The sequence below is a fragment of the Ciceribacter ferrooxidans genome, assembly GCF_004137355.1.
Taxonomy (GTDB): Bacteria; Pseudomonadota; Alphaproteobacteria; order Rhizobiales; family Rhizobiaceae; genus Allorhizobium; species Allorhizobium ferrooxidans.
On record NZ_SDVB01000101.1, the window covers coordinates 80,121 to 106,777 of the forward strand.

Genomic DNA, 26,657 nt, shown 5'->3' on the forward strand with positions numbered 1-26,657 from the left:
TCAGCCTCTCAAGATCAGTGTGACGATTTCAAAGGGGGCGAAGGCAAGCGTCAGCGCACCGCCTTCGAGAGGGAGAGGACGTCCGTTCTGTTCGAGAAGGTCGACCAGTTCCGCAGCCCTGATTGCAGCATCGACCGCGATCCGCGCGGTACGGCGCGCACCTGTCACCTCCCACAGACGAACAATGACGGCGCCGCCCTCCTCTGCCTGCTTCACGGCCTCGACCACGATGCCGGGCGTCTCGACCGAGAGAAGCGGCGGCGGCGGCTCGCCGCCCTCTCCCCCTTCGACCAGGCGCAGCGGCAGATTGAAGTCTTCCGCCGCCTCGTGCACCGCCAGCTTGTCACCATCATGGACCATGACGGCGTAACGGAACCGGTGTTCGCCCTGGTCCGCCTCGGGCCAGGGATAGGTCGGCGAGCGCAACAGCGTCAGGCGAATGTCGGTGCCCTTGGCGTCGTAGCCGTATTTGCAGTCGTTGAGCAAAGCGACGCCGAAGTCCGGTTCGCCGATATCGATCCAGCGCTGCATCGAGCATTCGAACCGCGCGCGATCCCAGGAGGTATTCCGGTGGCTCGCGCGGCGGACATGGCCGAACTGGATTTCCGCATCCACCGCGGCCGTGTTGAGATCGAGCGGGAAGGCGGCCTTCACCAGCGTGTTGTGCTCGTGCCAGTCGATGAAGCAATCAATCTCCACCTGCCGCGCTCCGGCCGGAAGCGAGACGACCTGCACGATCCGCGAGGATTCGTAGCGCCATTCGAAGCGGACGGCCGCCCGCAACGGCCCGTGCTCCACCACCTCGGCACCGACGAGCCCATCGATCTCGAAGACCTGGTCCTCGAAGTCGGAATCTATGTCCCAGGCGTCGAACTGGGCGGGCATGTCGCGGAAAGCCTGCAGCCGGTTGCCGACGCGACCGGGCTTCAGCACCTCACGTCCGGTCTTCCGGTCGCGGATCGATGCAATCCGCCCTGCCTCGTCGAAGCGTATCGAGAGCAAATCGTTCTCGATATGCTGCTTCGAGACAGAGAGCACGCCGGCCGGCACATGCACGCCGTGTCCGGCCAGATCGACCACGGCAAGTGCCGGAACGGCCGGCACCAACAGGCCGTAGACCTCTCCACCATCGGCGAGAACAAGCTTCTGCTCTTGCGGACGACCAAATGGCTCCCGAGAGACGACCAGACCGCCGCGGGGACGTCCCGCCACGTTGAAAAGTGCCTTGCTGCCCGCGGGTGCGAGCCTCGCCGCAATCCGCGCCGACAGCGCATTCGCACGGGCGAAAAACTCGGCGTAACCGGCGTCGCTGTCGTCATAGACGGCGCCGATCGAGGACCCCGGCAGGATGTCGTGGAACTGGTTGAGCAGCACGATATCCCAGAGCGCCCGAAGTTCCTCGGCAGGATAGGCTTCTCCGCGGTTATGCGCGGCAATTACGGCAAGGGTCTCGATCTCACGGAGCGCCGTTTCAGCGAGCCGGTTGTTGCGCTTGTTCTTTGCGACGGAGGTCAACGTGCCGCGGTGGAACTCGGCATAGAGTTCGCCCACCCAAATCGGGTATCGCTCCGGCTCGGCCTTCATCCGCGCGAGCAGACGTTCGAAGAAAGGCCGCATCGGCGCGTGGACGACCTTCGGGCAGCCGGGAATGCCGCGCTCCATGCGGCGGATGTTGTGCAACATCTCGCGGGTCGGACCGCCGCCGCCGTCCCCATGGCCGTAGACCAGGAAGAGTTCCTTGCTGAGGTCCTGTTGCCCGTGCCGGCGCCATGTGCCCATCACGTGCGTCGGCTTCAGATTCGGGCAGTAGGTCGTGCCGATACTCTTCGAATCGTACGGCTGTGTCGTCAGAAAGTAGGCCGTGACCGTTGAGCCATCGATGCCCTGCCAGAACAGCGTTTCATCCGGCATGCGGTTGGTGTCGTTCCAGGAGAGCTTGTGGGTGACGAAGGTGTCGAGACCCGACTTCGCCATGAGTTGCGGTAACGACGCGGAGTAGCCGAACGTGTCCGGCAGCCAGATTATGCGCGGACGCACGCCGAACGTCTGCTCATGATAGCGGATGCCGTGAAGGATCTGCCGGACCAGCGCCTCTCCTCCGGCGATGTTGACGTCGGGTTCGAGCCACAGCGCCCCCTCGATTTCGAAGCGGCCGGAGCGGACCTCGCCGTCGATGCGATCGAAGAGTTCCGGATAGTCCTGATGGAGATAGTCGAGCAGGACGCACTGGTTGTACATGAAGCGGTAGTCGTCAAACTCTTCCATGAGCGCCAGCGCCGTGGCCATGGACCGGGCCATCTTCTGGCGCGTCTCGCGCACGCGCCAGAGCCAGGCGACGTCGATATGGGTGTGCCCGGTCGCGACGACCGTCGGTTTCACTTCGAAGTCGCCGGCCGCGTAGATCTGCGCCGCAGCCGCCTTGGCAGCAGCGAGCGAGGCGGCGAAGCGACCGGGGCTCCCCGGCCTGAGGTCGACCATGTCGATGGCCGCATCGATGGCGTTGAGGATGAAATGCCGCCGCGGGTCGTCCTCGGCGAGCAGGCGTGCCACGTCGAGAGGCACCCTGAGGTCGTAATAGAGATCCTCAACGACGAGGTCGTGCGCGAACAAGACACAGGCGAAGCCGAGCTGGCGACGGTCCTCGATCGTGCCCGCTTCGATCAGAATTTCGAACTGTTCTCCGGCATGGCCGTTCTCCGTCAGAAGGAACTCGCGGTGGTTACCGTCGACGCCCTGCCGGATACGGCCGTCGACGCGCACCAGGCATTGCGGGTCGCTGCGCCCCATGACATTGCCGAACGCTGCCTCCACCCGGCAAACCACGCGCCTGCCCTCGGCAGCGGCCGGCAGCACGGCCGTTCCTCCGAACCAGTAGTAGCCGTCCGGCTCGCCCCAGACGAGATTGCGGTCGACCGCCACCCAGCCCTTTCTATCGGAGGCAATCATCGCCGCGCGGTCCGCCGCACTCGCAGGGGCAAAGGCGAGCGGCACTTCGACGCCGAGCGGCAGGAAGATATGCTCCGCGAGCCGGGCGAGCAGGTTGTCGAGCTTTCGGATTGCCTTCATGAACGCGGTCCCTCCTCCCGGACCATCACGAGCATCGGATCATGACCAGACACTCGGCTCGTTCTTGCGAATGATGATGGCGTCAGCATTCCATCCGGCGGGAAGCGGCGAGGGCCGGTCGAAAGACACCTCTTCCAACACGATGCCTTCGACGTTGGAGGAAAAGAGTGCCGGCATTCCGCCCGGGTAAGGCACCAGGCCGATCACCTTCCCGTCCGCGTCCTTCACCCAGGCATTTGCGCGCCCGGCCGCATCCGGAGAAGGGGCGAGATCGAAATGGGTCGGGCGCATGTCGTAGCGGTGGCCGCGCAACGGTCCGTCGACCTGATGGATCGAGACACGTGTCAGGCGCACGTTTCCGATGCCGGCCCTCCCGTCCGCGACCAGATTGACGGCACCTTCCATGGAGCCTTCTATATCCTCGAACACGATCGCCTCGACGCGCCCGGCCGGTCGGCTGGCGCGCCGGCGGTCGACGATGTTGACCGTGATTGCCTCACCCGAACCCCAAAAGCCGTCAGGGGTTTCGCGAGCCTCCACGCGCATTCGCCTGAAAACCACGTTGCGGACGTGCCCGCCGTCGCGCGAGAAGATGCCGATCGCGCGGTTGGATCGCTTCACCTCGCAATCGACGAAGCGGACATTTTCGATATCACCATGGGTTTCCGTTCCGATCTTCAGGGCGCAACTGCGGCTTTCGATGCTGGAGTTCTCCACGGCGATGTTGCGGCAGCGCCCGAGCGCACCGCCGTCTGGCCGCTGGCTGGTCTTGAGCACGACTCCATCGTCGGCGGTGGCGATCGTGCAGCCGCGCACCAGCACGTCCTCGCAGGAATCGATGACGATACCGTCGGTGTTCGGCATCTCGCGATCATTGTCGACCGACACGCCCTCGACACGCACTCGCCGGCAGTCAACGAGATGGATGGTCCACATCGGCGAGGTATGAATGGAAAAACCTTCCAGAACGACATCCGTGCAGGCCTGCATCACCAGGACGCGCGGCCTCAGCTTCGCCGGCACATGCGTCCCCATGTCGTCGAGACGGCCGGTGATGAAGTCCGGGCCAGGCGCCTCGATGCGCCCCGGACCGCCGATGCGGATACCGCTCGCGCCTGTCGCGAGGATCATGGCGGCGTTCGAGTCCTCCGCCGTCACCTCGACATGATTGGCAAGATAGGATTCGTAGCCCGAAACGAAGCGCAAGACCGCGCCCTCGCCGAGGCGCAGGTCAAGTCCCGAGGGCAGACGCAAGGCACCGGAGAGATGTTCGCCGGGCCCGAGTTCCAGCGGCACGCCCGTGACCGCCGCAACATCGATCGCCTGCTGCAGGGCAACCGTGCGATCGCCCGCCACCGCCATGAATATTTTTTTATTACATGTCACGGCCAAGGCCTCCTCGCCGTCTCGCACCCCGCTGCCGGTTGCTCTGAACTTATAGCGCTTGTCGGTTGTTCATCAAGAGAGGATGGAAATAAAACGCCACTTCCGTAGCAGCGCAATCGCCAAATTATTGTTGAAATATTTTTATCCGCCTGCGATGGAGGAATGGTTTGCAGATCGACGGCTTGAGGTGCCGAGCATGACGGGAGAACAGAGGGTCGCCGGACAGAAGGACGGGGAGGTCGACGGAGGATCGTCGGCAGGCGACGGACGTCCGGGCCACGTCGTCGGCATTGACCTCGGCGGGACAAAAATCCTCGCCGGCATCGCCGATCATCAGGGAACGATACTCGCCACGATCAACGAGCCGACCCGTCACGGCCCGGGAGCACCGGTGCTGCCGCAACTGGCCGACATCGTTCATCGCCTCGCCGCAGAGGGCGGCATTCCGCTCGACCGCATCACCCACGTCCAGGTCGGCGTGCCCAGTGCCGTTTCTCCGACGACCGGCCTCGCCTCGCTTTCTCCGAATCTGGCACTTCCGGAAGACCAGCCGCTGGCCGCGTTGATCGCCGCCCGCCTTCGCTTGCCGGTGTCGGTCGACAACGACGTCAACCTCGCCGCCTTCGCCGAGGCGAGCCGGGGTGCAGGCGAAGGAAAAGGATCGCTCGCCTTCGTTTCCTTCGGAACCGGCGTCGGCATGGGGCTGGTCATCGGCGGCGAAATCGTTCGCGGCGAACACGGACGCGCCGGCGAGATCGCCCTGCTGCCCTTCGGCCCGGATGTGCATACACGCGCCCCATCGACGGAGAACGGGCTGTTCGAGGACGAGGTGGGAACACCGGGCATCCGCAAGCGCTTCCAGCTCGGGGAGACGACCGTCGCCGAACTGTTCGAGAAAGCGATGTCGGGCGGGCAGGAAGCCATCGCCGCCATCGAAGCCATCGCACGTGATGCTTCGGTCGGCGTCGCGTCAGTCTTCAGCCTCCTCGACCCGGCCGTCGCCGTGATCGGCGGCGGCATCGGCAGTCATCCGCTGTTCTTCGAGAGCCTGAAGCGGCATCTCACGCCGCTTCTGCCCTTCCCCTGCCCCATCGAGCCCAGCCGCTTCGGGCCGCGCGCAGGGATGATCGGCGCCGTCATGCTGGCTCTGCGTCACGCCAGGGCCGCTACGTCCTGAGCTCGAAAGAGCGCGAAACCTCGCCTCCCCCGGCGTCAAATCCTCTGGAATCCACCGATCAACTGGCGCAATCCGAACAGGGCTCCGAGGACGATGCAGGCCAGCGTGACAGGCCCGGACCATGCGAGGGCTGCGACGCCCGAGACGCCCTGACCGATCGAGCACCCCATGGCAACGACGCCGCCGACGCCCATGAGCGCGGCTCCCCCGACCTGCCGTCCCAATTCCCGCGGGTCCTCGCAGGCTTCCCAGACGAAGGTGCCCTTGATACTGGATCCGATGAATGCGCCGAGAACGACGCCGGCCACGGAACCGACGGAGAAGGTGATCCCGCCGGCGGTGGAGGTCATCAGATAGATCAGCGTTCGGCCGATCGGCGCCGTGAAGGACGGCCCTTCCGGCGCAATCGCCCCGAGGCTGATGTCTTCGAGATAGGAGGTGCCCACAAAGCACCAGGTTACGGCGATCCCGGCCGCAACGCCCCAGGCGAGCATGCGCCAGTCCTTCCGGAGGCGATCGTAGGAAAGCGCCCAGACCAGACACGCCAGCGCAGCTGCCACGATTGTCACCACCGCCGGTATTCCGAGAAATGCCTGCAGATCATGCACGATGCCCTGCGCGCCCGTGGCCTCCGGCTGCGGAAACAGCAGCGTCCGCAATGGCGCGAGCGGGCCAGACAAGGCGACGAAGCCGACGATCCCCATCACCACGACAAGGACAAGGGAGCGCACATCACCCCCTCCGAAGCGTGCCAGCGCGCCGAAACCGCAATTGCCCGCAAGCGCCATGCCGTAGCCGAAGAGCAGCCCCCCGATGATGGAGGCGAAAGGATTCCACACGAGGGCGTGGTAGAGCGTTCCTTCGAGGTTTATCAGGCCTGCCCATGCGCCGAACTGTGTTCCGAGGATTGCGACGCCGATGACGATCCCCCACAATCGCAGGCGCTTCTGGTCGCCGCCATAAGCGGCAGTTTCCAGCGCGGCGAGCGTGCACAGGCCTCCGAGGCGCCAGCCCAGCCCCAGGACAAGACCTCCACCGAGGCCTACGAGTGCCGCCAGAAATCCGACCGGTAGTGTCTCCATTGCTCTTCCTCCCCGAAGAGATCAGATGTCTGCCGCTTCCCTGAAAAGATCTGCCAGAAAGATGATGGCCTCACGGACCTTGGCATCGCGGATCGAATAGAAGATCGCATTGCCGTCGCGGCGGGCCGCGACGAGCCCTTCCAGCCTGAGGCGCGCAAGCTGCTGGCTGACGACCGCCTGACGGGCGGAAAGCAGGTTTTCGAGTTCCGTCACGCTTTTCGGACCGTCGACCAGGTGACACAAGATGGTGAGGCGACCATCGTGGCCCAACGCCTTCAGGAACTTCGACACCCTCTCGGCGCGATCGATCAGCGTCTCCAACGCGCCCTCCTCTGGCGCTGGCATGGCCACCTTGCTCACGTCCTTCACATCCCTTCGGGCGAACGCGCTTGGAACCGATGCGGTTCTCAGGGTCGCGAACGCCGTTCCCACGCGCGACGCCCGGACAGACGCAACAGGTTGCGGCGACGGACTGCCTTTCGGCACGTGGATACTGTGCCTCAGCCTCGTATACTGCCTCGCAGGAAATCCGGACAGGGCATTTTTCACTTTGTCACCGTTCCACCGGCCTTGCCGATCAGGTCGTCCAACAAGACCCAGAAGAAGTCCTCACCAGGATAGCCCTCGATTCGTCCCTTCTCCACGCCGTCGACGACGAGAACGAAGGTCGGTGTAAAGGCTGGAGCCCTGGCGATCGTCAGATCCGCCGGCAGTTTGCCGTGGAGATCGAGGCGGCGAACCGGCGCAAGGCGACCCTCGGGAGTCTTGGGATACTCCGGCGACACCTCTTCGTTCCAGCGCGCGCAGTAGACGCAGCCGGGCTGCTCGAACATTAACAATTCCATGGCGGCGCCTGCCGGCAGAGCCGGCAGAACGAAAAGAGCAGTCACGAAGGCGATGCGTCGCTGGAACATGTTGACAGACCACATATAAATATAGAGATATTCTAATTTCAAACTCACGCGAAAGCAACCATACCGATCGCGGAGTCTCGATAGGTCTGAGCGGAGCTTGGGAGGAAGCCATGCTGGAGATCAGTTACGGCGGAGCCGTTGCGGCCGGCCTCCTGTCCTTTCTGTCGCCGTGTATCCTGCCGATGGTGCCGTTCTATCTGTCCTACATGGCGGGGCTCTCGATGCAGGAACTGCGGGAGGGGGAGCGAATTGCAGCCGGCGCCCAGCGTCGGCTCTTCGTTCAGGCCATCGCATTCGCGCTCGGAGTCACCACGATCTTCGTCCTACTCGGGCTGGGCGCCACGGCCCTCGGACATCTCTTCCTGCAATGGAAGGAGACACTTTCGTGGGTCGCAGCGGCGGTATTGATCGTTTTCGGGCTGCACTTCCTCGGCGTCTTCCGCATCGGTTTTCTCTACCGCGAAGCGCGGGTGCAATCGACGGCCAGTCCGACCACGCTCGCCGGCGCCTATCTCATGGGACTTGCCTTCGGCTTCGGCTGGACACCCTGTGTCGGGCCCGCACTGGCGGCAATCCTGATGGTCGCCAGCGGCATGGGGGAGCTCTGGCGCGGCGGCCTGCTGCTCCTCGCCTACGGAATAGGGATGACGTTGCCCTTCGTCGTGGCTGCCCTGTTCGCGCGACCTTTTCTGGCATTCGTGAGCCGTCATCGCGCGCTCATGGGGCATGTCGAGAAGCTCATGGGCCTGATGCTGATCATCTTCGGCATTCTGATCGCGACCAATTCCGTCAACCTGATCGCCGACGCCCTGATCCGGAACTTCGACTGGTCGGCGACGCTGAAGTAATCGAGAGGAGAATGACACATGCACCCGGTACGACTGCTTCTGGCTTGCGCATTGCTGGCCATCGGCGGACTGCTCTCCACATCGGCCGCGGCCGTGGAGTTGGGGGACGACGGACTGCACAAGCCGACCTGGCTGCGTGAGACGTTCAAGGACATGCGCGAGGACCTCGCCGAGGCCAACCGCGAAGGCAAGCGGCTCCTCGTCATCGTCGAACAGCGTGGATGCATCTACTGCACCCGAATGCATGAGGAGATGTTCCCCGACCCGAAGATCGATCAGCTCATCCGCGACAGCTACTTCGTCGTGCAGCTCAACCTCTTCGGCGATGTCGAGGTCACGGACTTCGATGGAACTGCCTTGACGGAAAAGGAGATGGCGGTGCGATGGGGTGTCATGTTCACCCCTACGCTCATCTTCCTGCCTGAAGACGTGAAGCCGAATCAGACCGCGGCGGAAGCCTCGGTCGCCATGATGCCGGGCGCCTTCGGAAAAGGGACCACAAGCGCCCTGCTCACCTGGGTTCGGGATCATGGCTACGCTTCCGGAGAGCACTTTCAGAAATTTCTCGCCCGGCAAGTGAACCCGTAACGTCAAAAAACCTGATAAATATCAAAGCGATATAAGGTTATTCAAAAATATATATATAGGGCTATTGTTATGGATTGCCGGTCGAGCTAACCTGCGCGAGGAGAGAAGAGGGAGGAGAGGATGAAATGGCAGTTCTGTCTGGCATCAGCGGTCCTGGTATCCGCTGCCACGCCGGCCTTTAGTGAAACCGCGCCATCCGCGACCGTGTTTCACGAAGGCGCCATCGAGACGTCGCTGTCCGGAAAACCGGGAGATCCGGTCGCCGGCGTGAAGGTGATGACCACCAATGCCCTCGGCAATTGCGTGGCCTGCCACCAGATCAGCAAGCTTCCGGAAGTGTCTTTCCAGGGCAACATCGCGCCACCGCTCGACGGCGTCGCCGATCGTTACTCGGAGGCGCAGCTGCGAGGGATCGTGGCCAACGCGAAGATGACCTTCCAGGGCAGTTTCATGCCGGCGTTCTACAAGACCGACGGCTACGTCCGGCCCGGCAACGGCTATACCGGCAAGGCGCCCGAAGGCCCCCTGCCGCCAATCCTGAATGCACAACAGATCGAAGACGTGGTGGCGTACCTGCTCACCCTCAAAGAGTGATGCAGAGATACGTTCAAGAGGAGTGAGACATGAACTTTACCAGACGAAACGTTCTTTTGGCAGGCGTCGGCGGGATCGCTGTACTGGCCCTGCCGCTGCCGGTTGCGGCGGCTGCCATCGAGGCGCTGACGAACGAGTTCACCGGTGGCGCTGAAGCCGGGAGCGACGGGATCACCCTGACGGCTCCCGAAATCGCCGAGAACGGCAATACCGTTCCCGTATCGGTCGACGCACCCGGCGCTGTGGCGATCCTGCTGCTTGCCGAAGGCAATCCGGAACCGGCTGTCGCGACGTTCAAGTTCGGCCCGGCGGCCGGCAACCAGTCGGTCGCAACCCGCATCCGCCTCGCCAAGACGCAGAACGTCATTGCCTACGCCAAAATGGCGGACGGCTCGATCAAGAAGGCGCAATCGACCGTGAAGGTCACCATCGGCGGCTGCGGCGGCTGATCGATTTAGGAGGAGAGACAACATGGCATCGGATGCAAAACCGCGTGTGAAAGTGCCGAAGTCGGCCAAGGCTGGCGAGATCGTGACCATCAAGGCGCTGATCAGCCACAAGATGGAATCCGGGCAGCGCAAGGACGCCGACGGCAAGATCATTCCGCGCTCCATCATCAATCGCTTCACCTGTGACTTCAACGGCAACAATGTCATCGATGTCGCCATCGATCCGGCCGTTTCGACCAATCCGTACTTCGAGTTCGCCGCCAAGGTCGATGCCGCAGGCGAATTCAAGTTCACCTGGTACGACGACGACGGTTCCGTTTACGAAGACAAGAAGCCGATCGGGGTTGCCTGAGCCGCATGTTGATCTAGGGAGGAGACAGACATGCCAAGTTTCAGCAAAGCGATACTCGCCGCCGTTCTCGGCCTTTGCCTTGCCGGCCCGGCCAGTGCGGACCCGGTCGAAGACACGCTCGAGATTCAGACGGACGACGGGCCGGTCACCCTGGTGACCAGCGCGCCGGCGCCCGCCCATCTCGAAGGCGCCTTCGATACGATCTGGTCAGGATGGCACTTCCGCGAAGACGATACCCGGGCAATGGAGAAGGACGATTTCGACAATCCCGGCATGGTCTTCGCCGACCGCGGACGGGACTTGTGGAACCAGTCGATGGGGACGAAAGGCGAGTCCTGCGCCAGTTGCCACAATGGCCCGGAAAGCATGAAGGGCCTGCGCGCCGTTCTTCCGCGCGTCGATGAGAAATCCGGCAAGTTGATGATCATGGAAGACTACATCAACCAGTGTGTGACCGAGCGCATGGGCCTCGAAAAATGGGGCGTCACCTCCGGCAAGATGAAGGACATGCTGGCGCTCATCTCGTTGCAGTCCCGTGGCATCATCCAGAACGTGGCGATCGACGGTCCGGCTGCCTCCTATTGGCAGAAGGGCAAGGACATCTACTACACTCGCTACGGTCAGCTCGAGATGTCCTGCGCAAGCTGTCACGAGAACAACTACGGGAAGTTCATCCGGGCCGACCACCTGAGCCAGGGACAGACGTCCGGCTTTCCCGTCTATCGCCTGAAGGATGCGGATATCGTTTCCTCGCAGCAGCGCTTTGTCGGTTGCGTCAGGGATACGCGAGCTGAAACCTTCAAGGCGGGCTCCGAAGAGTTCAAGGCGCTCGAACTCTATGTCGCCTCGCGTGGCAACGGGCTCTCCATCGAGGGCGTCGGCGTCAGACCCTGACGGCGTGGACCGCCGCGCCTGACGGCGGCGGTCCCGCACAAACATTCGTATTCAACACGGCAAAGCTCCGGCGCGTTGGTTTCCGGACGGGTTTTGCTGCGCATTTTTCGAGGAACGGACATGATCAACCGGCGCGAATTTCTGCAGGCATCGGTCGCGGTCTCTGCCATCTACGGTCTCTCAGGCTTCGGAAACTGGTCGAAGCTCGCCGCGCAGCAGGCCATGACCCAGAACGACCTGCTCGCCTTCGAGGATTACGGCAACGTCACGCTGATCCACATCACCGACATTCACGCGCAGACGAAGCCGGTCTGGTTCCGCGAACCCGAAATCAATCTCGGGGTCGGCGAGGCGAAAGGCCGCCCGCCGCACCTGACCGGCAGGGATTTCCTGGAAGCCTTCAAGATCAAGCCGGCATCAGCCGAGGCCTACGCACTGACCTATGAAGATTTCGAGGCGCTCGGCAAAACCTACGGCAAGATGGGCGGCATGGACCGCGTGGCGACCGTCGTCAAGGCCATTCGCGCCGCCCGTCCGGAAGCCATCCTGCTCGACGGCGGCGACACCTGGCACGGCTCGATGACCTCTCTGCTGACCAAGGGCCAGGACATGGTGAACATCATGAACGCGCTCAAGGTCGACGCCATGACCAGCCATTGGGAATGGACCTACGGCACCGAACGGGTGAAGGAGATCGTCGACGCCCTGCCCTTCCCCTTCCTCGGCGCCAACATCTATGATTCCGAGTGGAACGAGCCGGCCTTCGAACCCTATACCTTCTTCGAGCGCGGCGGCGCCAAGATCGCGGTGATCGGCCAGGCATTTCCCTATATGCCGATTGCAAATCCGGGCTGGATGTTCCCGGAATACTCCTTCGGCATCCGCGAAGAGCGGATGCAGGAAATGGTGGACGAGGTCAAATCCAAGGGCGCCGATCTGGTTGTCTGCCTCTCGCACAACGGCTTCGACGTCGACCGCAAGATGGTGAGCCGCGTCAAGGGCATCGACGTGATCCTGACCGGCCACACGCATGATGCGGTTCCCGAGCCGGTGGTCATCGGCGAAACGATCCTGATCGCCTCCGGCTCGAACGGCAAATTCGTCAGCCGCGTCGACCTCGACGTGCGCGACGGCCGGATGATGGGTTATCGCCACAAGCTCATTCCGATCTTCTCCGATGTGATTGCGCCCGATCCGGAGATGGCGGCACTGGTCGACAATGAGCGCGCGCCGCACAAGGAAAAGCTCGAGGAGAAGATCGGGACCACCGAGAGCCTGCTCTATCGTCGCGGCAATTTCAACGGGACCTGGGACAACCTGATCTGCGATGCGATCCGGTCCGAGCGGGACGCGGAGATCGCGATGTCGCCGGGCGTTCGCTGGGGCACGACCCTGATGCCGGGCGACGCGATCACCCGCGAGGACATCCACAACGTCACCTCGATGACCTACGGCGCCTGCTACCGGACCGAAATGACGGGCGAAACGCTGAAGACCATCCTCGAAGACGTCGCCGACAACCTGTTCAATACCGACCCCTACTACCAGCAGGGCGGCGACATGGTCCGCGTCGGCGGCATCGGCTTCACCATCGATATCGCCCAACCGATCGGCAGCCGGATTTCCGACATGGTGCTCTCCGACAGCGGAAAGGCCGTCGAGGCCGGCAAGAGCTATACCGTTGCCGGCTGGGCCTCCGTCAACCAGGGCACCGAAGGTCCGCAGATCTGGGACGTGATCGAAAGCCACGTCCGAAAGCTCGGCACTGTGAAAGTCACGCCCGAGTCATCCGTCAAAATTGCTGGAATCTAAGAGAATAAGGAGCGTTTGCCATGTCCGACGAACCCGCAAACGGCACATCACGACGCGGCTTTCTGCGTAACACGGCCCTGACTGCCGCCGGGCTCGTTGCAGGGGCAGGAACCGCCCGTGCAGCCGAACCGGATCCGTTGATCACCGAAGTCCAGCCTTGGGCTTCCGCCTTCGGCGACCCGGTGGATGCGACGCCGTACGGCATGCCGATCCAGTTCGAGAGTCATGTGGTACGCCGCAACGTCTCATGGCTGACGGAAAGCCCCGTCTCCTCGATCAACTTCACGCCGATCCACGCCCTCGAGGGCACGATCACGCCGCAGGGCTGCGCGTTCGAACGTCACCATTCCGGGGCGATCGAAATGTCGAAGACCGATTACCGTTTGATGATCGACGGCCTCGTCGACACGCCGCTCGTCTTCACCTTCGAAGACCTGACGCGTTTTCCACGCGCAACGGCGACGGCCTTCCTGGAATGCGCCGCCAACGGCGGGATGGAATGGGGCGGGGCCCAGCTCGAGGGCTGCCAGTTCACCCAGGGCATGATCCACAACATGGAATATGTCGGTGTGCCGCTGCGACTCCTTCTCGAAGAGGCGGGTGTAAAACCCGAAGGCAAGTGGATCTACGCCGAAGGTCACGACGCCTCGTCGAACGGGCGTTCGATGCCGCTCGACAAGGCCATGGACGACGTGCTGGTCGCCTTCTTTGCCAATGGCGAAGCGCTGCGCAAGGAGCACGGCTATCCGGTCCGTCTCGTCGTTCCCGGCTGGGAAGGCAATATGTGGATCAAGTGGCTCCGGCGCATCGGCGTCTACGATCAGGCCGTCGAGAGCCGCGAGGAAACCTCGAAATACACCGACCTGATGCCCGATGGGCGCGCCCGCAAATGGACTTGGGTCATGGACGCGAAATCGGTCATCACCTCGCCTTCGCCCCAGGCGCCGGTGCGCCATGGAAAGGGACCGCTCGTTGTCACCGGGCTCGCCTGGTCCGGCAACGGCAAGGTGACACGCGTCGACGTCTCGCTCGACGGTGGCCGCAACTGGCAGGAGGCGCGCCTCACCGGCGATGTCAGGTCGAAGGCGCTCACCCGCTTCCACCTGGACATCGACTGGGACGGCTCGGAGATGTTCCTGCAGTCCCGCGCAACCGATGACACCGGCTATGTCCAGCCGACGAAGGACGAGCTGCGCGCGATCCGCGGGCTGAACAACGTCTATCACAACAATTCCATCCAGACCTGGTGGCTGAGAGCAAACGGAGAGGTCGAGAATGTTGAAATCGCGTAAGTATCTGCTGTCCGCGCTGCTCCTGCTCTCCGTCAGCGCAACTCCGGTTCTCGCGGAAAAACTCGGCCTCGGCCGCCCTGCGCTGCCGGAAGAGATCGATGCCTGGGACGTCACGGTTCTCCCGGACGGCAAAGGGCTTCGTCCCGGTTCCGGCGATGTCACCACCGGTGAAGCGGTCTTCGGCGAGAAATGCGCAGCCTGCCACGGCGAGTTCGCCGAGGGACTGGACGCATGGCCAGTTCTGGCTGGAGGACAGGGCTCGCTGAAGGATCGACGTCCGGTCAAGACGATCGGCAGCTACTGGCCGCATCTTTCGACCGTCTGGGACTACGTGCACCGCTCGATGCCCTTCGGAAGTGCACAGACGGTCTCGGTCGACGAGACCTACGCGATCGTCGCCTTCCTGCTCTATTCGAACGGGCTGGTGGAAGATGACTTCGTGCTGTCGAAGGACAATTTCAACGAGGTCCAGCTGCCGAACAACCAGGGTTTCTACGCAGACGATCGCTCGGAAGCGGAATACCCGCTGTTCAGCAAGGAACCTTGCATGAAGGACTGCCGGGGACCGGTCAAGGTTACCAAGCGGGCCGTGGAGCTGAAGGTGACGCCGACCGACCCGGACGGCAAGCCCGCCGGAACCTTGCCCGACATCACGGGTCAGGCGCCGGTGCAGCAAAAGTCCGAAGCCACCGAGCCAGCGCCTTCGACCGACACGGCCTCCGCGCAAACGCCCGCCGCGGCACCGTCCGAGGCTACGGCACCGGTCGAGACCGCATCCGCCGAGGGCATGGATCACGAACTCATCGAGGAGGGGAAGACCGTCTTCAAGAAATGTCAGGCCTGCCACAAGATCGGCGACGGCGCCAAGAATGCCACCGGGCCGCATCTCAACGGGGTCATCGGCCGCGTACCGGGGACGGTCGACGGGTACAAGTATTCCAAGGCATTTACCGAAATGCAGGCCAAGGGTGAAGTCTGGGACGATGCCCGCCTCGCTGCTTTCCTGGAAAATCCGAAGACCTTCGCCGCCGGGACCAAGATGACCTTTGCCGGGCTCAAGAAGGAAGACGAACGGTCCGCATTGATCGCCTATCTGAAGAGCGCCGGCAAATGACCGGCCCGCGAAGCCCCGTCCCTCCCGGTGCTTCGCGTCGCCGCCGCGTGGCAACGCGGCGGCGAAGACCGCTGACCACCTGAACCCGGAACAACCATGGGACTTGCCCGCCGTCGCTTCATGATCTCTGTTGCCTGCGCAGGCGCCGCCTTGGCGGCGCCGGCTGTCCACGGCGGCGCGCGGGCGAAGGTGGTCGTCGTCGGTGGCGGCGCCGGCGGTGCCAGCGTCGCTCGCCAGATCGCGCTCGACGCGGCCGGTCAGATAGACGTCACCCTCGTCGAACCCAGCGCACGTCACACGACCTGCTATTTCTCGAACCTTTATCTCGGTGGCTTGCGTAGTTTCGAGAGCCTCCAGCATGGCTATGAAGGGCTGACGCGTGCCGGCGTTCAAGTGGTTGCGGATTTCGCTGCGGCCATCGATCGGGAGAGGCGCCGCGTCGTGCTGGGCGGGGGCGGACACCTTCCCTATGACCGCCTGGTACTGGCGCCGGGCATCGATTTCGTCGACGGCTCCGTACCGGGCTGGAGTCTGGATGAGGCCGAGGTGATGCCGCACGCCTACAAGGCCGGACCGCAGACGCTTCTTCTCGCAAAGATGATCGAGTCTTTGCCGCAGGGAGGCGTATTCGCCATGATCGCGCCGCCCGAACCCTACCGCTGTCCGCCGGGTCCTTATGAGCGGGTCAGCATGATCGCCCACTACCTGAAGGGGAAGAACCCCGCCGCCAAGATCATCATCATCGATCCGAAGGAAGAGTTCACCCTTCAGAAGCTCTTCGAAGACGCGTGGCTCAAGTACTACGACGGCATGATCGAATGGATCGGTCCCGATTTCGGCAGTCGTAACCTATCGGTTTCGCCCGACGCGATGGAGATTTCCATCGATGGAGAGGTGACGAAGGTCGATTGCTGCAATGTCATCCCGGCGCAGAAGGCCGGCAAGATCGCCGAGTTCGCGCAGTTGACGGACGAGACCGGCTGGGCTCCCGTCGAGCCGTCCTCGATGCGATCGCATCTCGACGGTCGCATCTTCGTCCTCGGCGATAGCGCGCAGCAGGGCGACATGCCGAAATCGGCGACTTCTGCCCGCTCGCAGGCGCAGGTCGCCGCAGCTGCCGTTATCGGCGACCTGACTGGCCGGGACGTGCCGGCCCCGGTCTATTCCAATGCCTGCTGGTCAGCGCTTGCACCGGGCGATTCGGTGAAGGACGGCGGCACCTACAAGCCTGCCGACGGAAAGATCGCCAGCATCGAGAAATACGTCTCGCAGGCCGACGAAGATGCGGCCACGCGCGCGGCAACCTACCAGGAAAGCCTGGACTGGTATCACACCATCACGGCTCAGATCTTCGGCTGATCCGAGCCAATCGGGGAAGGACCTTCAACATGCAAACCCGCCGCCGTTTCATTGCCTCGACCGCCGCTCTGGCCGCGAGCACCATGTTCTTTCCGCGACCGCTCTTCGCCGCCACGACGTTGACGCTCGGCGACCTCCAGATCGACACGCTGTCCGATGGCAACCTCGTACTGCCCGCCGACTTCATCACGGCCGGCATGCCGCAGCCGGAGACGAGCACGATCCTCGCCTCCTACGGCGTCACGGGCAATCAGATGACGCCGCCCTGCAACGTCACGCTTCTGCGCGACGGCACCAACACCGTCCTTTTCGATCTCGGCGCCGGTCCCGACTTCCAGCCGACGGCAGGCAAGCTGTCCGCGGCCATGGAAGCGCTCGGCGTGAGTCCCGACGACGTGACACATGTGGTCTTCACCCATGGTCATCCCGACCATCTCTGGGGGCTGCTCGACGAATTCGACGAGCCGGTCTTCGCCAACGCCGAGCACATGATCGGTGCGGCCGAGTTCGACTACTGGATGGATCCGGGCACCGTCGACACGATCGGCGATGCACGCAAGACCTTCGCGGCCGGCGCCGCCCGTCGGCTCGGCGTCATCGCCGAGACGGTGCGGCGCGTAAACGACGGCGAAGAGGTTCTTCCAGGCGTTGCCGCACGGCTCACTCCCGGCCATACACCGGGACACCTTTCCTTCGAAATCCGCTCCGGCTCGACAAGCGTCCTGGTGGTCGGCGACGCGATCGGCAACCATCATGTGGCGTTCGAGAAGCCGGATTGGGCCACGGGTTCCGATCAGGATCCGGAACTCGCCGCGCGTACCCGCACCAAACTGATGGACGAGATTGCCTCTTCCGCCATTCCCCTGATCGGCTACCATCTGCCCGGCAGCGGGATCGGTCATGTCGAGCGGAAAGGCAACGCCTACCGCTTCGTGTCGATGTAAGGCACGCGATCTCAGGTCGGCGAGACCGCCGGACGCGGCCGGTCGACCAGCCAGTCGGTCGCGACGGCACCGACCCACATGGAAAACAGGGCGAGCCACGCGGTCGCGGCAAAGATCGACGTACCGGTGACGCCGGCGCCGATCGCGCAACCACCGGCGAGCATCGCCCCGAAGCCCATCAGCACGCCGCCGCTCAGCGAACGGCGCATCTGGCTTTCCCCGTCGAAACCCTGGAACTTCAACTCGCGCGAGATCGCCGCCGCGAGGAAGGCGCCGCCGAAGGCACCCGGCACCAGCCCGATGTCGAAATCGAGTACCGGATCGCTCGTCAGGAAGAACATCAGGGTTGAAGCAGACGGGCCGGAGAACGTGATGGAAGTCACGTTGACAGGATCGAACGCCGCCGTCGAAAGCGACCAGGTCAGTACCCAGCCGACCGCGACTGAAAATCCTACTCCGGATGCGAAGAAGAGGATCTTCCAGCCGATCCTTTCCCTAAGGGAAAGATAGAGCGCCAGCGCCGCGGTCGCGAAGCCCAGCAATGGGCCGACCCAGGCCGGCAGATGAAGAAGCGCAAGCAGGTTGACATTCTGACCTGCCGGTGTCGTCCAGAGCGCCGCCAGCCATTGGCGGAGCGGGGCCAGCCACCCGCGAAGTGACATCTGCGCAGTGACGGCAAAGACAAGCCCGGCGACGACCGAGCGCAGGTTCCCGGTGGCCGCGAGCACCAGGAGGCGCCCCGAACAGCCCCGCGCCATCACCATGCCTGCCCCGAACATCAGACCACCGATCACCGCTCCCGACCAGGAGCCGGTAATCGCCATCACCCGTGCATCGGCCGGGCGAAACAGGCCGGATTGCTCGGCCAGCCAGACCCAGATCAATGCAGTGGAGAAGGTGAGCAGCCAGACGGCAAGTCTGCGGCCGAGGCGACCGCGCGAAAACTCCACCGTCGCGGCCCTGAGACAGAAGGCGGACTTCTGTGCCGAAAAGCCGAAAACGCCGCCTGTCACGAGCCCGAAAAGGGCAGCCAGTTGCGACTCGTCGAATTGGTCGAGCAGCGATGTCAAATCCATTCAGCGCCCCTCGATATCCCTGCCGCTGCCTGCGAATTGCGTGATCATACCTTCTATTGCATCCCGGCACATCTCTCCTATTGATCTGCGGCGGTGAGCCGCAGCATGCTACTAGCAGCCGTGGGTGAGCATAGCCCCCTCGACCAGCAGCACGTCCTGGGCTCCGTCGCGGGTGAGATGGTAGGCGACCGAAGTGCCGATCGCACCCCCGCCGATGATGAGAATGTGGACGTAACGGTCCGCGTGGAACGGCATGGCGGCACTTCAAGCTTTGATTTTGTCCATGGACGGGTCGTAAAGCGGCCCGAAGTGAAGGGTCGCCGGAGTCTTTTCCGCCGCGACGACGAGCTCGTAAGCGCCGTTCTTCAGATAGTCGTCGCTGACGCCGTCGGCGTTGCGGACATAGCCGTAGCCGATGTTCTTTCCGATCGTGTAGCCGTAGCCGCCGCTGGTGAGGTAACCGACCGGTTCGCCGTTTCTCAAGATCGTCTCGCGACCGGCCAGAACGACGCTCGGATCATCGACGGTAAAGCCCATCAGCCGCTTCTTCAGCGGTTTGCCGGCGAAACCTTCGAGCGCGCGTCGGCCGAGGAAATCGGTGTTCTTGCGCAGCTTCACCGCCCAGCCGAGACCGGCCTCGAAGGGCGTGTCGTTCGGCGTGATGTCGGAGCTCCATGCGCGGTACCCCTTTTCCAGCCGCAGCGATTCCAGCGCCCGGTAGCCGATCGGGCGAATGTCGTGCGGCCTGCCGGCGTCCATGAGTACGTCGAAAACGGCGCCGAGTGCCGCGATCGGAATATGCAACTCCCAACCGAGTTCGCCGACATAGGTGACGCGAAGCGCCCTGACGGTTGCGCCGGCGATTGCGATTTCCCGGACATGGCCGAAGGGGAAGGCTTCGTTCGACACATCGGCAGACGTCACGGCGGCGAGCACGTCGCGCGCCTTCGGCCCCATCAGCGAGAGCGTGCCCCATTCCTCGGTGATATCGGCGAGCGTGCAGTCGAGGCCATCGGGGATATGGTCCGCAATCCAGCCGAAGTCATGGGTGCGGAAGCCGGTGCCGGTGACGATGTAGAATTTCTCGTCGGCAATGCGGGCAACGGTCAGATCCGCCTCGATGCCGCCGCGGGTATTGAGAAGCTGGGTATAGGTGAGCCGGCCGACCGGCTTTGCGACATCGTTGGCGCAGATCCAGTCGAGAGCCTTGAGCGCGTCCGGACCGGAAAGCTCGTATTTCGAGAAGGAAGACTGGTCGAACACACCGACCGCCTCGCGCACATGCCGGTGCTCGTCGCCGACCGGCTCGAACCAGTTCTGGCGACCCATCGAGTAGACATCCTTCGGCTCCATGCCGGCCGGTGCGAACCAGTTGGGACGCTCCCAGCCGAGCTTGGAGCCGAACACGGCACCGTGCGTCTTCAGGCGTTCGTAGAGCGGCGAGACGAGAAGCGGGCGACCGCTTTCATACTCCTCATGCGGGAAGGCGATGGTGTAGTGCTTGCCATAGGCCTCCAGCGTCCGATCGCAGACCCATTGCCGGTCGCGATGCATGCCGGCGAAGCGACGGATATCGACGACCCAGAGATCGAGTGGCGCCTCGCCGTCGATCACCCATTGGGCGAGCACCCAGCCGGCGCCGCCGCCGGAGGCTATCCCGAAGGCATTGAAGCCGGCGCCGACGAACATGTTCTTGCACTCCGGCGCGACCCCGAGGACGAAATTGCCGTCGGGCGTGAAGCTCTCCGGACCGTTGATCATCTGCTTGACGCCTACATTCTCCAGCGCCGGAACGCGTTCCATCGCCTGCATCATGTGCTGCTCGAAATGGTCGAAGTCGTCGTCGAACAGACGGAAGGCCCAGTCGTTCGGCAGGTCGCCGGTGAGCCAGGGCTGCGGGTTGGGTTCGTAGCCGCCCATGACGAGGCCGCCGACCTCCTCCTTGAAATAGGTGCGGCGGTCGGGATCGCGGATCGTCGGCGCGTCCGTCGCGAGGCCCGCAATCTTCTCGGTGATGATGTACTGATGCTTGACGGCCTGCAGCGGCACGTTGATGCCCGCCATGTCGCCCACCTGCCGTGCCCACTGGCCGGCGCAGTTGACGACCTTCTCGCAGGCGACGTCTCCCTCGGTCGTCTTCACCGCGACGATGCGGCCATCCTTCATCTCGAAGCCGGTGACGCGCACGTTCTCGACGATCTTCGCCCCGTGCATGCGCGCGCCCTTCGCAAGCGACTGGGTGATGTCGGAAGGGCTCGCTTGCCCGTCCGTCGGCAACCAGCTTGCGCCGACAAGATCGTCGACCTTCATCAGCGGCCACATGTTCTTCACCTCTTCCGGCGAGACGAGGTGCATGTCCATGCCGAAACTGCCGGCGGTGGTGGCCAGACGCTTGAACTCCGTCCAGCGATCCTGGTTGGTGGCGAGGCGCAGGCAGCCCGTCATCTTCCAGCCGGTGGCAAGGCCGGTCTCCGCTTCCAGCCCCTTGTAGAGGTCGACGGAATATTTCAGCACCCGCGTGATCGAGGCCGAGGATCGAAGCTGCCCGACGAGCCCGGCGGCATGCCAGGTGGAGCCGGAGGTGAGCGTCCCCTGCTCCAGCAACAGCACGTCGGCCTTGTGGTCCCTCGCCAGATGGTAGGCGGTCGAGCAGCCGATGATGCCGCCGCCGATGACGACGATCTGTGCATGCGATGGCAGGGTCATGACGCGTGTTTCCCGTAGACTGAGTGATAGTGATCGAGCGCCTCTCGAAGGCGCATGAGGTTGTCGGCCGTGTAGCCGACATAGTCGGCGCCCGGCGCATCGAGGTAGAGTTCGGAAACCATGCTCCACATCGCTTCGCGCAGCAGCGAGGCGCATTGCATGGCCGCGAGCGAACGGCGGATTTCCGCCGACGGCTCGCCGCCGAAATAGGCCTGGAGAAATTCGTCCGATTGTCCCGGCGTCATCCCCGCATTCGAGGTCGCGCCGGCGAGATCGAACATGGCGGTGGAGAAGCCGGCATATTCGTAGTCGATCAGCCAGAGACGCTCGCCATCGTCGAGGATGTTCGACGGCAGGAGGTCGTTGTGGCCAAAGACGATCGGCAGCGGCGCCTGCACGGTTTCCAGGTCATCGGCGAGCACGAGATAGCGTGCCAGTTCCGGGATCATCCGGCTGCCGCCGGCCCGGAGCGTGCGGGCATAGTCGCGGATGACGTGAAAGGGCCAGAACATGAAGCCGGCGCCCGAGACGTGCCGCGGCATTTCCTCGTGGAACCGGCGCAAAAGCCGGGCGACGCATTGCCGTTCGGCTGTGACATCAGCAGCAGAAAAGGTCTTCGCACCGAGGAAGGCCGACACCATAACGCCGGGTTGGGCATATTCAACCTTGGGCGCAAAGCCCGCCTCATAGGCGGCCCGGGCGGTCATGACCTCGCGCTCGCGATAGACGTGATGAAAGGGATAGTCGGTGCCGAAGCGGACGACGTGGCGGCCGCTTGCGTCCCTGACGAGGAAACTCTCATTGCTCAGGCCTCCCTTCAGCGGCTCGATCTCGATTGCGCCGTTCCAGCACGGCAGACCGGCAATACGGTCTTCAGTCCTGCTTTGCGTCATCGGGCAGCCTCCAGAGCGTCGAAGAAGCGGAGATCGATCCACTTCACGACATCGTTCCAGAAGCCGTCGTTCGAGAGCACCAGCCGTTCAGGCGCGCAAGATTATGCATTCGAGTTCTCCCGGTAGAGCCCGTTGAAAGTGTGATGAACTGGCAAGGCACCCGACCGTCGTTCCCCGTACTTTTCGTATCTCGAGACGGGAGTGCCTGGCAGCAATCTGATGTCAGACAAGATCGCGTGTCAACGCCGACTTGTGGCTTTTTGTGCTTTTATGACCGTTTTTGTGGCTAGCGATTGTCGCCGCGGCGCGACTGCGCTATGACGACGATACCAAAAGACGGGTTGGGATCATGGCTCCTTCGAAAAGGCACAGGGACATTCTTCGGCTGCTCGAACGCGATGGTACCGTCGCCGTCGCAGAGCTTGCGCGGAAGCTCAACGTGTCGCTGGAGACGATCCGCCGCGACATCAAGCCGCTCGCCGGCAACGGGAGTGTGATCAAGCTGCACGGCGCCGTCAGCCTTCCCTCCGTCGTCGGCGAGGCCCCGTTCGAGAGGCGCATGCGCGAAAACAGCGGCGCGAAACGCGCGATCGCCGCGGCCGTCGCCGCGACCATTCGCGACGGCGACTCCATCATGATGGATACCGGCACGACGACGAGCTTTCTCGCACGCGAACTGCTCGGGCATCGCCGCCTGACGGTCGTCACGAACTCCTCCGACATCGCCCGCACGCTCGCGACCGTCAACGACAACAAGGTCTACATGGCAGGCGGCGAACTTCGCAGCGACAACGGAGCCGCGTTCGGCACGACCGCAATCGAATTCGTCAGCCGCTTCACCGTCACCCACGCGGTGATCTCGACCGGGGCGGTCAATGCCGGGGGCATGATGGATTTCGACCTGGAGGAAGCCGAGTTCGCCCGCATGGTTCTGACGCGCGGCAGGCGCGCATTGGTGGTGACCGACCACAGCAAGTTCGGACGGGAGGGACTCGTCAGGGTGGGCGGCTTCGACGCGATCACGGAGCTTGCGACCGACAAGGCGCCGCCGCCGGACATCGCCGAAGCGCTTTCCGCGGCAGGTGCCGACCTGCTGCTGGCATGAGCGGCGGGCGACCGAGACAAGCGAGAAACATGCGACCGATTCAGAGAGATCCTTGATCAAGGGCATCTGAAAGTTCTGGCACCCGCGATTATTCGCCCATAGTAATGGGTTGAATATAGGGGGGAAGTATATTAATTGATCCATTGAAAGGGTCAATTAATGCACCTAACGCTCCAAACCCATTTTAATGGTGAGTGGCATCACGCCTCCACGCTGGAACTCAAGGACGACGCGGTCGGCTTCCAGGGCGCGTCGATCGTCGATTACGATCTCGACTATTTCGTCACTGTGGCATCGGCGGAGTTTGCGGCCGGAAAGACCGTCCGTGACCATCGCGCCTTGTCAATCCGTTATCCCGTTGATCTCGAAAATCGATATAGCCGCAGCTGGCCGCCCTTCCTCTTGGATCTTATGCCCCAGGGGCATGCAAGGCGAAAGCTTGCCGAGCACCTCGGCCTTGCTGAAGGCTCGCGCGCTTCCGATTTCCCGCTGCTTCTCCGATCGGCGACGGGCGGCATAGGCAATGTCCGGATCAAAGAAGCGGCCGAGGCCGAAACGGAACGGCTGCGCGGTGTTGAGCGACAAGGGGTTACAGAGGCGGAAATCCTTGAGCGGTCTGATCGCTTTATGGAAGTGGCTGATCGCTTTGGAATGCTCGCCTCCGGCTCAAGCGGCCTGCAAGGCGAATGGCCGAAGGTCTCGATGACCCAGGCGAATGACGGGCTCTATTATCCCGACAGCTTCGTGACTGATGATGAGGCCGTGCGCCACGTCATTGTCAAGCTGGTACGCAGCAACGAGCCTGTGGACCGCCTGATCCTCGAAGGCGAAGCTCTCTATTCGCGAATCGCTCAAGAGATCGGACTGAATGTCAGCGAACCGTCGACCTTTGCCGAAGGCGTCCTGATCATTCCCCGTTTCGACCGGAAGAAGAAGGAAGGCGGCGGAACCATTCGGCTAGGCCAAGAAAGCCTTGTGTCCGCAATTGGCGTTGCCGATTTCGGCCATATCGGCACGCATGAGGCCTATATCGACGTTCTGCGTCAACATTCGGTCGACCCCTTCTCGGACATAGTCGAATACCTGAAACGGGACGTCGCCAACCTGGCACTCGGCAATCCGGACAATCACGGCCGTAACTCGGCACTGAGCAAGCACCCGGACGGCACGATCCGACTGTCTCCACTCTTTGATTTTGCGCCCATGCGCCTCGCAAAAGAAGGGATCGTTCGCTCCACTCGCTGGGCCATAATGCATGACGGTGGTCGCGATCATCTTCCTGATTGGAAGCGCATTTGTGGTGAACTGATGCCTGATCCTGCTGAGCAGAAAGCTTTAGCGTCTGCGCTTCACGCATTCGCCGGACACCTTCGGCTTGCACCGGACATGGCGAAAGATATGGGTGCGTCTCCGGACATTCTGGAACGTGCAATGGGACGCTGCATGGAAATCACGGATAGTGTTCTGGCGGCGTGCCAGTGATGCCGGAGGACAGCTAAATGGCTCGCTGGAAGAAACCCACGAAAGAAGAGATTCTCGAAAACCGGCAAACACTGGCGGAGCGTGCTCGAACCGGGAACCTGCGCTTGCCTGAAGCGGTCGCGGAAATCCGCAGAGGCTTCGGCATGACGCAAGAAGAATTCGCCAGGATGCTTGGTCTTACCAGACGTCAGATAGCCGAAATAGAGACGGGCGCTGCCAATCCGACGCTTGAGACACTGGTCAAGATTGGCCGCCTGTTCGGGTTTTCCATAGGGTTCGTCCCCAAGGGGAACTGACGGGAGCGGAGCCTTGGGCGCATTGACGCCAGTCTTCTTCTCTTTGGCTCTACTCCCCGATTCCAATCAACCGTCCGCCTCGGCCACCCTCCTGGCCGTCGACGCCCGTTCTACCAGATGGCAGGCGAGTTCCAGACGGCGCGGCGGGAAGGGCATGCCGGACAGGCTGTCCCGCAAGAGGTCGAGCGCGGCCGAGCCAATCTCCCGCATCGGGATGTGCATGGTCGTCAGCGGCGGATTGAGGAAGGCTGCCTGCGGCAGGTCGTCCATCCCCATCACCGACACATCCCGCGGCACCACATGGCCTATCTGCTGCACACCCAGCATTGCGCCGACGGCGAGGCTGTCGCCGGCCGCCAGGACGGCGGTGAAGTCGAGCCCGCGCTCCCGGATGCGTGAGACGATCGCCTGTGTCGCCAGTTCCGGCAGCCAGTCGTCGACCGGCACGACGAGGTCCGGATCGGCGGCAAGGCCGTGGTGGAGCAGCGCGTCGCGCCAGCCTTCGTAACGCCGCTCGATGGTTCGGCGCCCCGGCCGCATGAGAAAGAGGATGCGGCGGTGGCCAAGCCCGATCAGATGATCGGCAGCAAGCCGCGCGCTCGACCGGTTGCAGGGCGTGACGCTCGAAAGCCGCATGAAGGGATCGTCGCCGTTCAAGAGTATCACCGGCTTTGCGAAGCCGCGGGTCGCGGCAAGCAGCGCCTCGTCGTCAACGGTCAGGAACAGGAGGCCGAGGATTTCCGGGTCGTCCTTCGCCTCTTCGAGGAGCGTCAACTCTTCCGCCTTGTCGGCGATCGGTCGCGTAATGATCTCGAGGCCGAGCGCCTGGGCGCGTTCCTTCAGCCCGTCCAATACATAGAGCGTGAACTGGTTGCGCACATAGTCGATCATCGCCGCACTGGATGCCGCGAGGATGACCTTCCGACCTGCGACCGCCGCGGGAACGACGTAGTTCGCCGTTCTCGCCGCCTCCAGCACCTGCTGGCGGATCTCCGGCCGCACGCCTTTCTCGCCTGCGAGCGCACGCGAGACCGTGCTGAGGGAGACGCCGCATCGTTCGGCGATGTCCTCCAGGCGCACCTTCCTGCTCTTCTTCCCCCGCTTGCCGGGGAGTGGTTTTACGGTCACGGTTCACCTCTCTCCGCGCCAACATGAGAAAAATTTTCAGATTGCGCAAGAAAAATCACCATGCATTATCGAGTCAAATCCGTCCATCGGTGACCGCAGG

Annotated in this window: 25 protein-coding genes; 15 read left to right on the forward strand and 10 right to left on the reverse strand. The window is 63.1% G+C overall.

All coding sequences use genetic code 11. The annotated features are described in order from the left end of the window. Complete coding sequence (locus tag EUU22_RS02585) at positions 1-3,066, reverse strand: alpha-mannosidase (RefSeq protein ID WP_129330540.1); 3,066 nt, start codon at positions 3,064-3,066, stop codon at positions 1-3. Positions 3,067-3,105: 39 nt separating this feature from the next. Beyond that, positions 3,106-4,452 (reverse strand): polygalacturonase PglB, encoded by a 1,347-nt coding sequence (pglB, locus tag EUU22_RS02590; RefSeq protein ID WP_439329109.1) that lies wholly within the window; start codon positions 4,450-4,452, stop codon positions 3,106-3,108. Positions 4,453-4,648: 196 nt separating this feature from the next. On the opposite strand from pglB, the gene EUU22_RS02595 reads away from it, so the two are divergent. Continuing rightward, on the forward strand, positions 4,649-5,629 hold the full coding sequence (locus tag EUU22_RS02595) for an ROK family protein (RefSeq protein ID WP_129330542.1): 981 nt from the start codon (positions 4,649-4,651) through the stop codon (positions 5,627-5,629). A 35-nt stretch (positions 5,630-5,664) separates the two neighbouring features. Here the strand turns inward: EUU22_RS02595 and EUU22_RS02600 are convergent, their stop codons facing one another. From EUU22_RS02600 to EUU22_RS02610, 3 genes are all read right to left on the reverse strand, one after another. Further along, positions 5,665-6,711, reverse strand: a complete 1,047-nt coding sequence (locus EUU22_RS02600) for a YeeE/YedE family protein (RefSeq protein ID WP_129330543.1) — start codon at positions 6,709-6,711, stop codon at positions 5,665-5,667. Positions 6,712-6,732: 21 nt separating this feature from the next. Further along, a complete protein-coding gene (locus EUU22_RS02605) occupies positions 6,733-7,032 on the reverse strand; it encodes an ArsR/SmtB family transcription factor (RefSeq protein ID WP_342635400.1) in 300 nt (99 codons plus the stop codon). A gap of 224 nt (positions 7,033-7,256) precedes the next feature. Next, on the reverse strand, positions 7,257-7,625 hold the full coding sequence (locus EUU22_RS02610) for a thioredoxin domain-containing protein (RefSeq protein ID WP_129330544.1): 369 nt from the start codon (positions 7,623-7,625) through the stop codon (positions 7,257-7,259). Between the two features lie 110 nt (positions 7,626-7,735). Between EUU22_RS02610 and EUU22_RS02615 the strand changes: the two genes are divergently transcribed. The 11 genes from EUU22_RS02615 to EUU22_RS02665 all read left to right on the forward strand — a co-directional run bounded on the left by EUU22_RS02615 (position 7,736) and on the right by EUU22_RS02665 (position 17,871). Further along, positions 7,736-8,473, forward strand: a complete 738-nt coding sequence (locus EUU22_RS02615) for a cytochrome c biogenesis CcdA family protein (protein ID WP_129330545.1) — start codon at positions 7,736-7,738, stop codon at positions 8,471-8,473. Between the two features lie 18 nt (positions 8,474-8,491). Then, positions 8,492-9,061 carry a SoxW family protein gene (locus EUU22_RS02620; protein WP_129330546.1) on the forward strand — a complete coding sequence of 190 codons (570 nt, stop codon included), beginning with the start codon at positions 8,492-8,494 and terminating at the stop codon, positions 9,059-9,061. Between the two features lie 120 nt (positions 9,062-9,181). Beyond that, on the forward strand, positions 9,182-9,655 hold the full coding sequence (soxX, locus tag EUU22_RS02625) for a sulfur oxidation c-type cytochrome SoxX (protein WP_129330547.1): 474 nt from the start codon (positions 9,182-9,184) through the stop codon (positions 9,653-9,655). A 29-nt stretch (positions 9,656-9,684) separates the two neighbouring features. Then, positions 9,685-10,104: a thiosulfate oxidation carrier protein SoxY gene (soxY, locus tag EUU22_RS02630; RefSeq protein ID WP_129330548.1), complete on the forward strand. Its 420-nt coding sequence runs from the start codon at positions 9,685-9,687 to the stop codon at positions 10,102-10,104. Between the two features lie 22 nt (positions 10,105-10,126). Then, a complete protein-coding gene (gene soxZ / locus EUU22_RS02635) occupies positions 10,127-10,456 on the forward strand; it encodes a thiosulfate oxidation carrier complex protein SoxZ (RefSeq protein ID WP_129330549.1) in 330 nt (109 codons plus the stop codon). A 30-nt stretch (positions 10,457-10,486) separates the two neighbouring features. Beyond that, positions 10,487-11,350, forward strand: coding sequence for a sulfur oxidation c-type cytochrome SoxA (soxA, locus tag EUU22_RS02640; RefSeq protein WP_129330550.1), 864 nt, complete (start codon positions 10,487-10,489; stop codon positions 11,348-11,350). 120 nt (positions 11,351-11,470) lie between these two features. Next, complete coding sequence (soxB, locus tag EUU22_RS02645) at positions 11,471-13,162, forward strand: thiosulfohydrolase SoxB (protein ID WP_129330551.1); 1,692 nt, start codon at positions 11,471-11,473, stop codon at positions 13,160-13,162. 20 nt (positions 13,163-13,182) lie between these two features. Then, positions 13,183-14,454, forward strand: a complete 1,272-nt coding sequence (gene soxC, locus EUU22_RS02650; RefSeq protein WP_129330552.1) for a sulfite dehydrogenase — start codon at positions 13,183-13,185, stop codon at positions 14,452-14,454. After that, positions 14,438-15,568 carry a c-type cytochrome gene (locus tag EUU22_RS02655; RefSeq protein WP_129330553.1) on the forward strand — a complete coding sequence of 377 codons (1,131 nt, stop codon included), beginning with the start codon at positions 14,438-14,440 and terminating at the stop codon, positions 15,566-15,568. The genes soxC and EUU22_RS02655 overlap by 17 nt, the downstream gene beginning before the upstream one ends. Positions 15,569-15,664: 96 nt before the next feature. Then, positions 15,665-16,927, forward strand: a complete 1,263-nt coding sequence (locus EUU22_RS02660) for an NAD(P)/FAD-dependent oxidoreductase (RefSeq protein ID WP_129330554.1) — start codon at positions 15,665-15,667, stop codon at positions 16,925-16,927. 29 nt (positions 16,928-16,956) lie between these two features. Continuing rightward, positions 16,957-17,871, forward strand: a complete 915-nt coding sequence (locus tag EUU22_RS02665; protein WP_129330555.1) for an MBL fold metallo-hydrolase — start codon at positions 16,957-16,959, stop codon at positions 17,869-17,871. An 11-nt stretch (positions 17,872-17,882) separates the two neighbouring features. Here EUU22_RS02665 and EUU22_RS02670 read toward each other — a convergent pair whose 3' ends face one another. The 4 genes from EUU22_RS02670 to EUU22_RS02685 all read right to left on the reverse strand — a co-directional run bounded on the left by EUU22_RS02670 (position 17,883) and on the right by EUU22_RS02685 (position 22,546). Next, complete coding sequence (locus EUU22_RS02670) at positions 17,883-18,947, reverse strand: YeeE/YedE family protein (RefSeq protein WP_129330556.1); 1,065 nt, start codon at positions 18,945-18,947, stop codon at positions 17,883-17,885. A gap of 111 nt (positions 18,948-19,058) precedes the next feature. Next, positions 19,059-19,202, reverse strand: coding sequence for an FAD-dependent oxidoreductase (locus EUU22_RS02675; RefSeq protein ID WP_245484889.1), 144 nt, complete (start codon positions 19,200-19,202; stop codon positions 19,059-19,061). 9 nt (positions 19,203-19,211) lie between these two features. Further along, positions 19,212-21,653, reverse strand: coding sequence for a GcvT family protein (locus EUU22_RS02680; protein ID WP_129330557.1), 2,442 nt, complete (start codon positions 21,651-21,653; stop codon positions 19,212-19,214). Further along, positions 21,650-22,546, reverse strand: a complete 897-nt coding sequence (locus EUU22_RS02685; RefSeq protein WP_129330558.1) for a phosphotransferase — start codon at positions 22,544-22,546, stop codon at positions 21,650-21,652. Before EUU22_RS02685 ends, EUU22_RS02680 begins: the two co-directional genes overlap by 4 nt. A gap of 349 nt (positions 22,547-22,895) precedes the next feature. Here EUU22_RS02685 and EUU22_RS02690 point away from each other — a divergent pair, with 349 nt between their 5' ends. The 3 genes from EUU22_RS02690 to EUU22_RS02700 all read left to right on the forward strand — a co-directional run bounded on the left by EUU22_RS02690 (position 22,896) and on the right by EUU22_RS02700 (position 25,429). Further along, on the forward strand, positions 22,896-23,651 hold the full coding sequence (locus EUU22_RS02690) for a DeoR/GlpR family DNA-binding transcription regulator (protein ID WP_129330559.1): 756 nt from the start codon (positions 22,896-22,898) through the stop codon (positions 23,649-23,651). Positions 23,652-23,810: 159 nt separating this feature from the next. Further along, positions 23,811-25,133, forward strand: a complete 1,323-nt coding sequence (locus EUU22_RS02695) for a type II toxin-antitoxin system HipA family toxin (RefSeq protein WP_129330560.1) — start codon at positions 23,811-23,813, stop codon at positions 25,131-25,133. Between the two features lie 17 nt (positions 25,134-25,150). Further along, positions 25,151-25,429, forward strand: coding sequence for a helix-turn-helix transcriptional regulator (locus EUU22_RS02700; protein ID WP_129330561.1), 279 nt, complete (start codon positions 25,151-25,153; stop codon positions 25,427-25,429). A gap of 66 nt (positions 25,430-25,495) precedes the next feature. On the opposite strand, the gene EUU22_RS02705 is transcribed toward EUU22_RS02700, so the two are convergent. Next, a complete protein-coding gene (locus EUU22_RS02705) occupies positions 25,496-26,557 on the reverse strand; it encodes a LacI family DNA-binding transcriptional regulator (protein ID WP_129330562.1) in 1,062 nt (353 codons plus the stop codon). Between the last annotated feature and the right edge of the window lie 100 nt (positions 26,558-26,657).

Excerpts from the sequence above, each read along its gene's own strand:
- EUU22_RS02585 (WP_129330540.1), bottom strand. The coding sequence starts at position 3,066 with ATGAAGGCAATCCGAAAGCTCGACAACCTGCTCGCCCGGCTCGCGGAG.
- EUU22_RS02595 (WP_129330542.1), top strand. The coding sequence starts at position 4,649 with ATGACGGGAGAACAGAGGGTCGCCGGACAGAAGGACGGGGAGGTCGAC.
- EUU22_RS02600 (WP_129330543.1), bottom strand. The coding sequence starts at position 6,711 with ATGGAGACACTACCGGTCGGATTTCTGGCGGCACTCGTAGGCCTCGGT.
- EUU22_RS02610 (WP_129330544.1), bottom strand. The coding sequence starts at position 7,625 with ATGTTCCAGCGACGCATCGCCTTCGTGACTGCTCTTTTCGTTCTGCCG.
- EUU22_RS02615 (WP_129330545.1), top strand. The coding sequence starts at position 7,736 with ATGCTGGAGATCAGTTACGGCGGAGCCGTTGCGGCCGGCCTCCTGTCC.
- EUU22_RS02620 (WP_129330546.1), top strand. The coding sequence starts at position 8,492 with ATGCACCCGGTACGACTGCTTCTGGCTTGCGCATTGCTGGCCATCGGC.
- soxX (WP_129330547.1), top strand. The coding sequence starts at position 9,182 with ATGAAATGGCAGTTCTGTCTGGCATCAGCGGTCCTGGTATCCGCTGCC.
- soxY (WP_129330548.1), top strand. The coding sequence starts at position 9,685 with ATGAACTTTACCAGACGAAACGTTCTTTTGGCAGGCGTCGGCGGGATC.
- soxZ (WP_129330549.1), top strand. The coding sequence starts at position 10,127 with ATGGCATCGGATGCAAAACCGCGTGTGAAAGTGCCGAAGTCGGCCAAG.
- soxA (WP_129330550.1), top strand. The coding sequence starts at position 10,487 with ATGCCAAGTTTCAGCAAAGCGATACTCGCCGCCGTTCTCGGCCTTTGC.
- soxB (WP_129330551.1), top strand. The coding sequence starts at position 11,471 with ATGATCAACCGGCGCGAATTTCTGCAGGCATCGGTCGCGGTCTCTGCC.
- soxC (WP_129330552.1), top strand. The coding sequence starts at position 13,183 with ATGTCCGACGAACCCGCAAACGGCACATCACGACGCGGCTTTCTGCGT.
- EUU22_RS02655 (WP_129330553.1), top strand. The coding sequence starts at position 14,438 with ATGTTGAAATCGCGTAAGTATCTGCTGTCCGCGCTGCTCCTGCTCTCC.
- EUU22_RS02660 (WP_129330554.1), top strand. The coding sequence starts at position 15,665 with ATGGGACTTGCCCGCCGTCGCTTCATGATCTCTGTTGCCTGCGCAGGC.
- EUU22_RS02665 (WP_129330555.1), top strand. The coding sequence starts at position 16,957 with ATGCAAACCCGCCGCCGTTTCATTGCCTCGACCGCCGCTCTGGCCGCG.
- EUU22_RS02670 (WP_129330556.1), bottom strand. The coding sequence starts at position 18,947 with ATGGATTTGACATCGCTGCTCGACCAATTCGACGAGTCGCAACTGGCT.
- EUU22_RS02675 (WP_245484889.1), bottom strand. The coding sequence starts at position 19,202 with ATGCCGTTCCACGCGGACCGTTACGTCCACATTCTCATCATCGGCGGG.
- EUU22_RS02680 (WP_129330557.1), bottom strand. The coding sequence starts at position 21,653 with ATGACCCTGCCATCGCATGCACAGATCGTCGTCATCGGCGGCGGCATC.
- EUU22_RS02685 (WP_129330558.1), bottom strand. The coding sequence starts at position 22,546 with ATGACGCAAAGCAGGACTGAAGACCGTATTGCCGGTCTGCCGTGCTGG.
- EUU22_RS02690 (WP_129330559.1), top strand. The coding sequence starts at position 22,896 with ATGGCTCCTTCGAAAAGGCACAGGGACATTCTTCGGCTGCTCGAACGC.
- EUU22_RS02695 (WP_129330560.1), top strand. The coding sequence starts at position 23,811 with ATGCACCTAACGCTCCAAACCCATTTTAATGGTGAGTGGCATCACGCC.
- EUU22_RS02700 (WP_129330561.1), top strand. The coding sequence starts at position 25,151 with ATGGCTCGCTGGAAGAAACCCACGAAAGAAGAGATTCTCGAAAACCGG.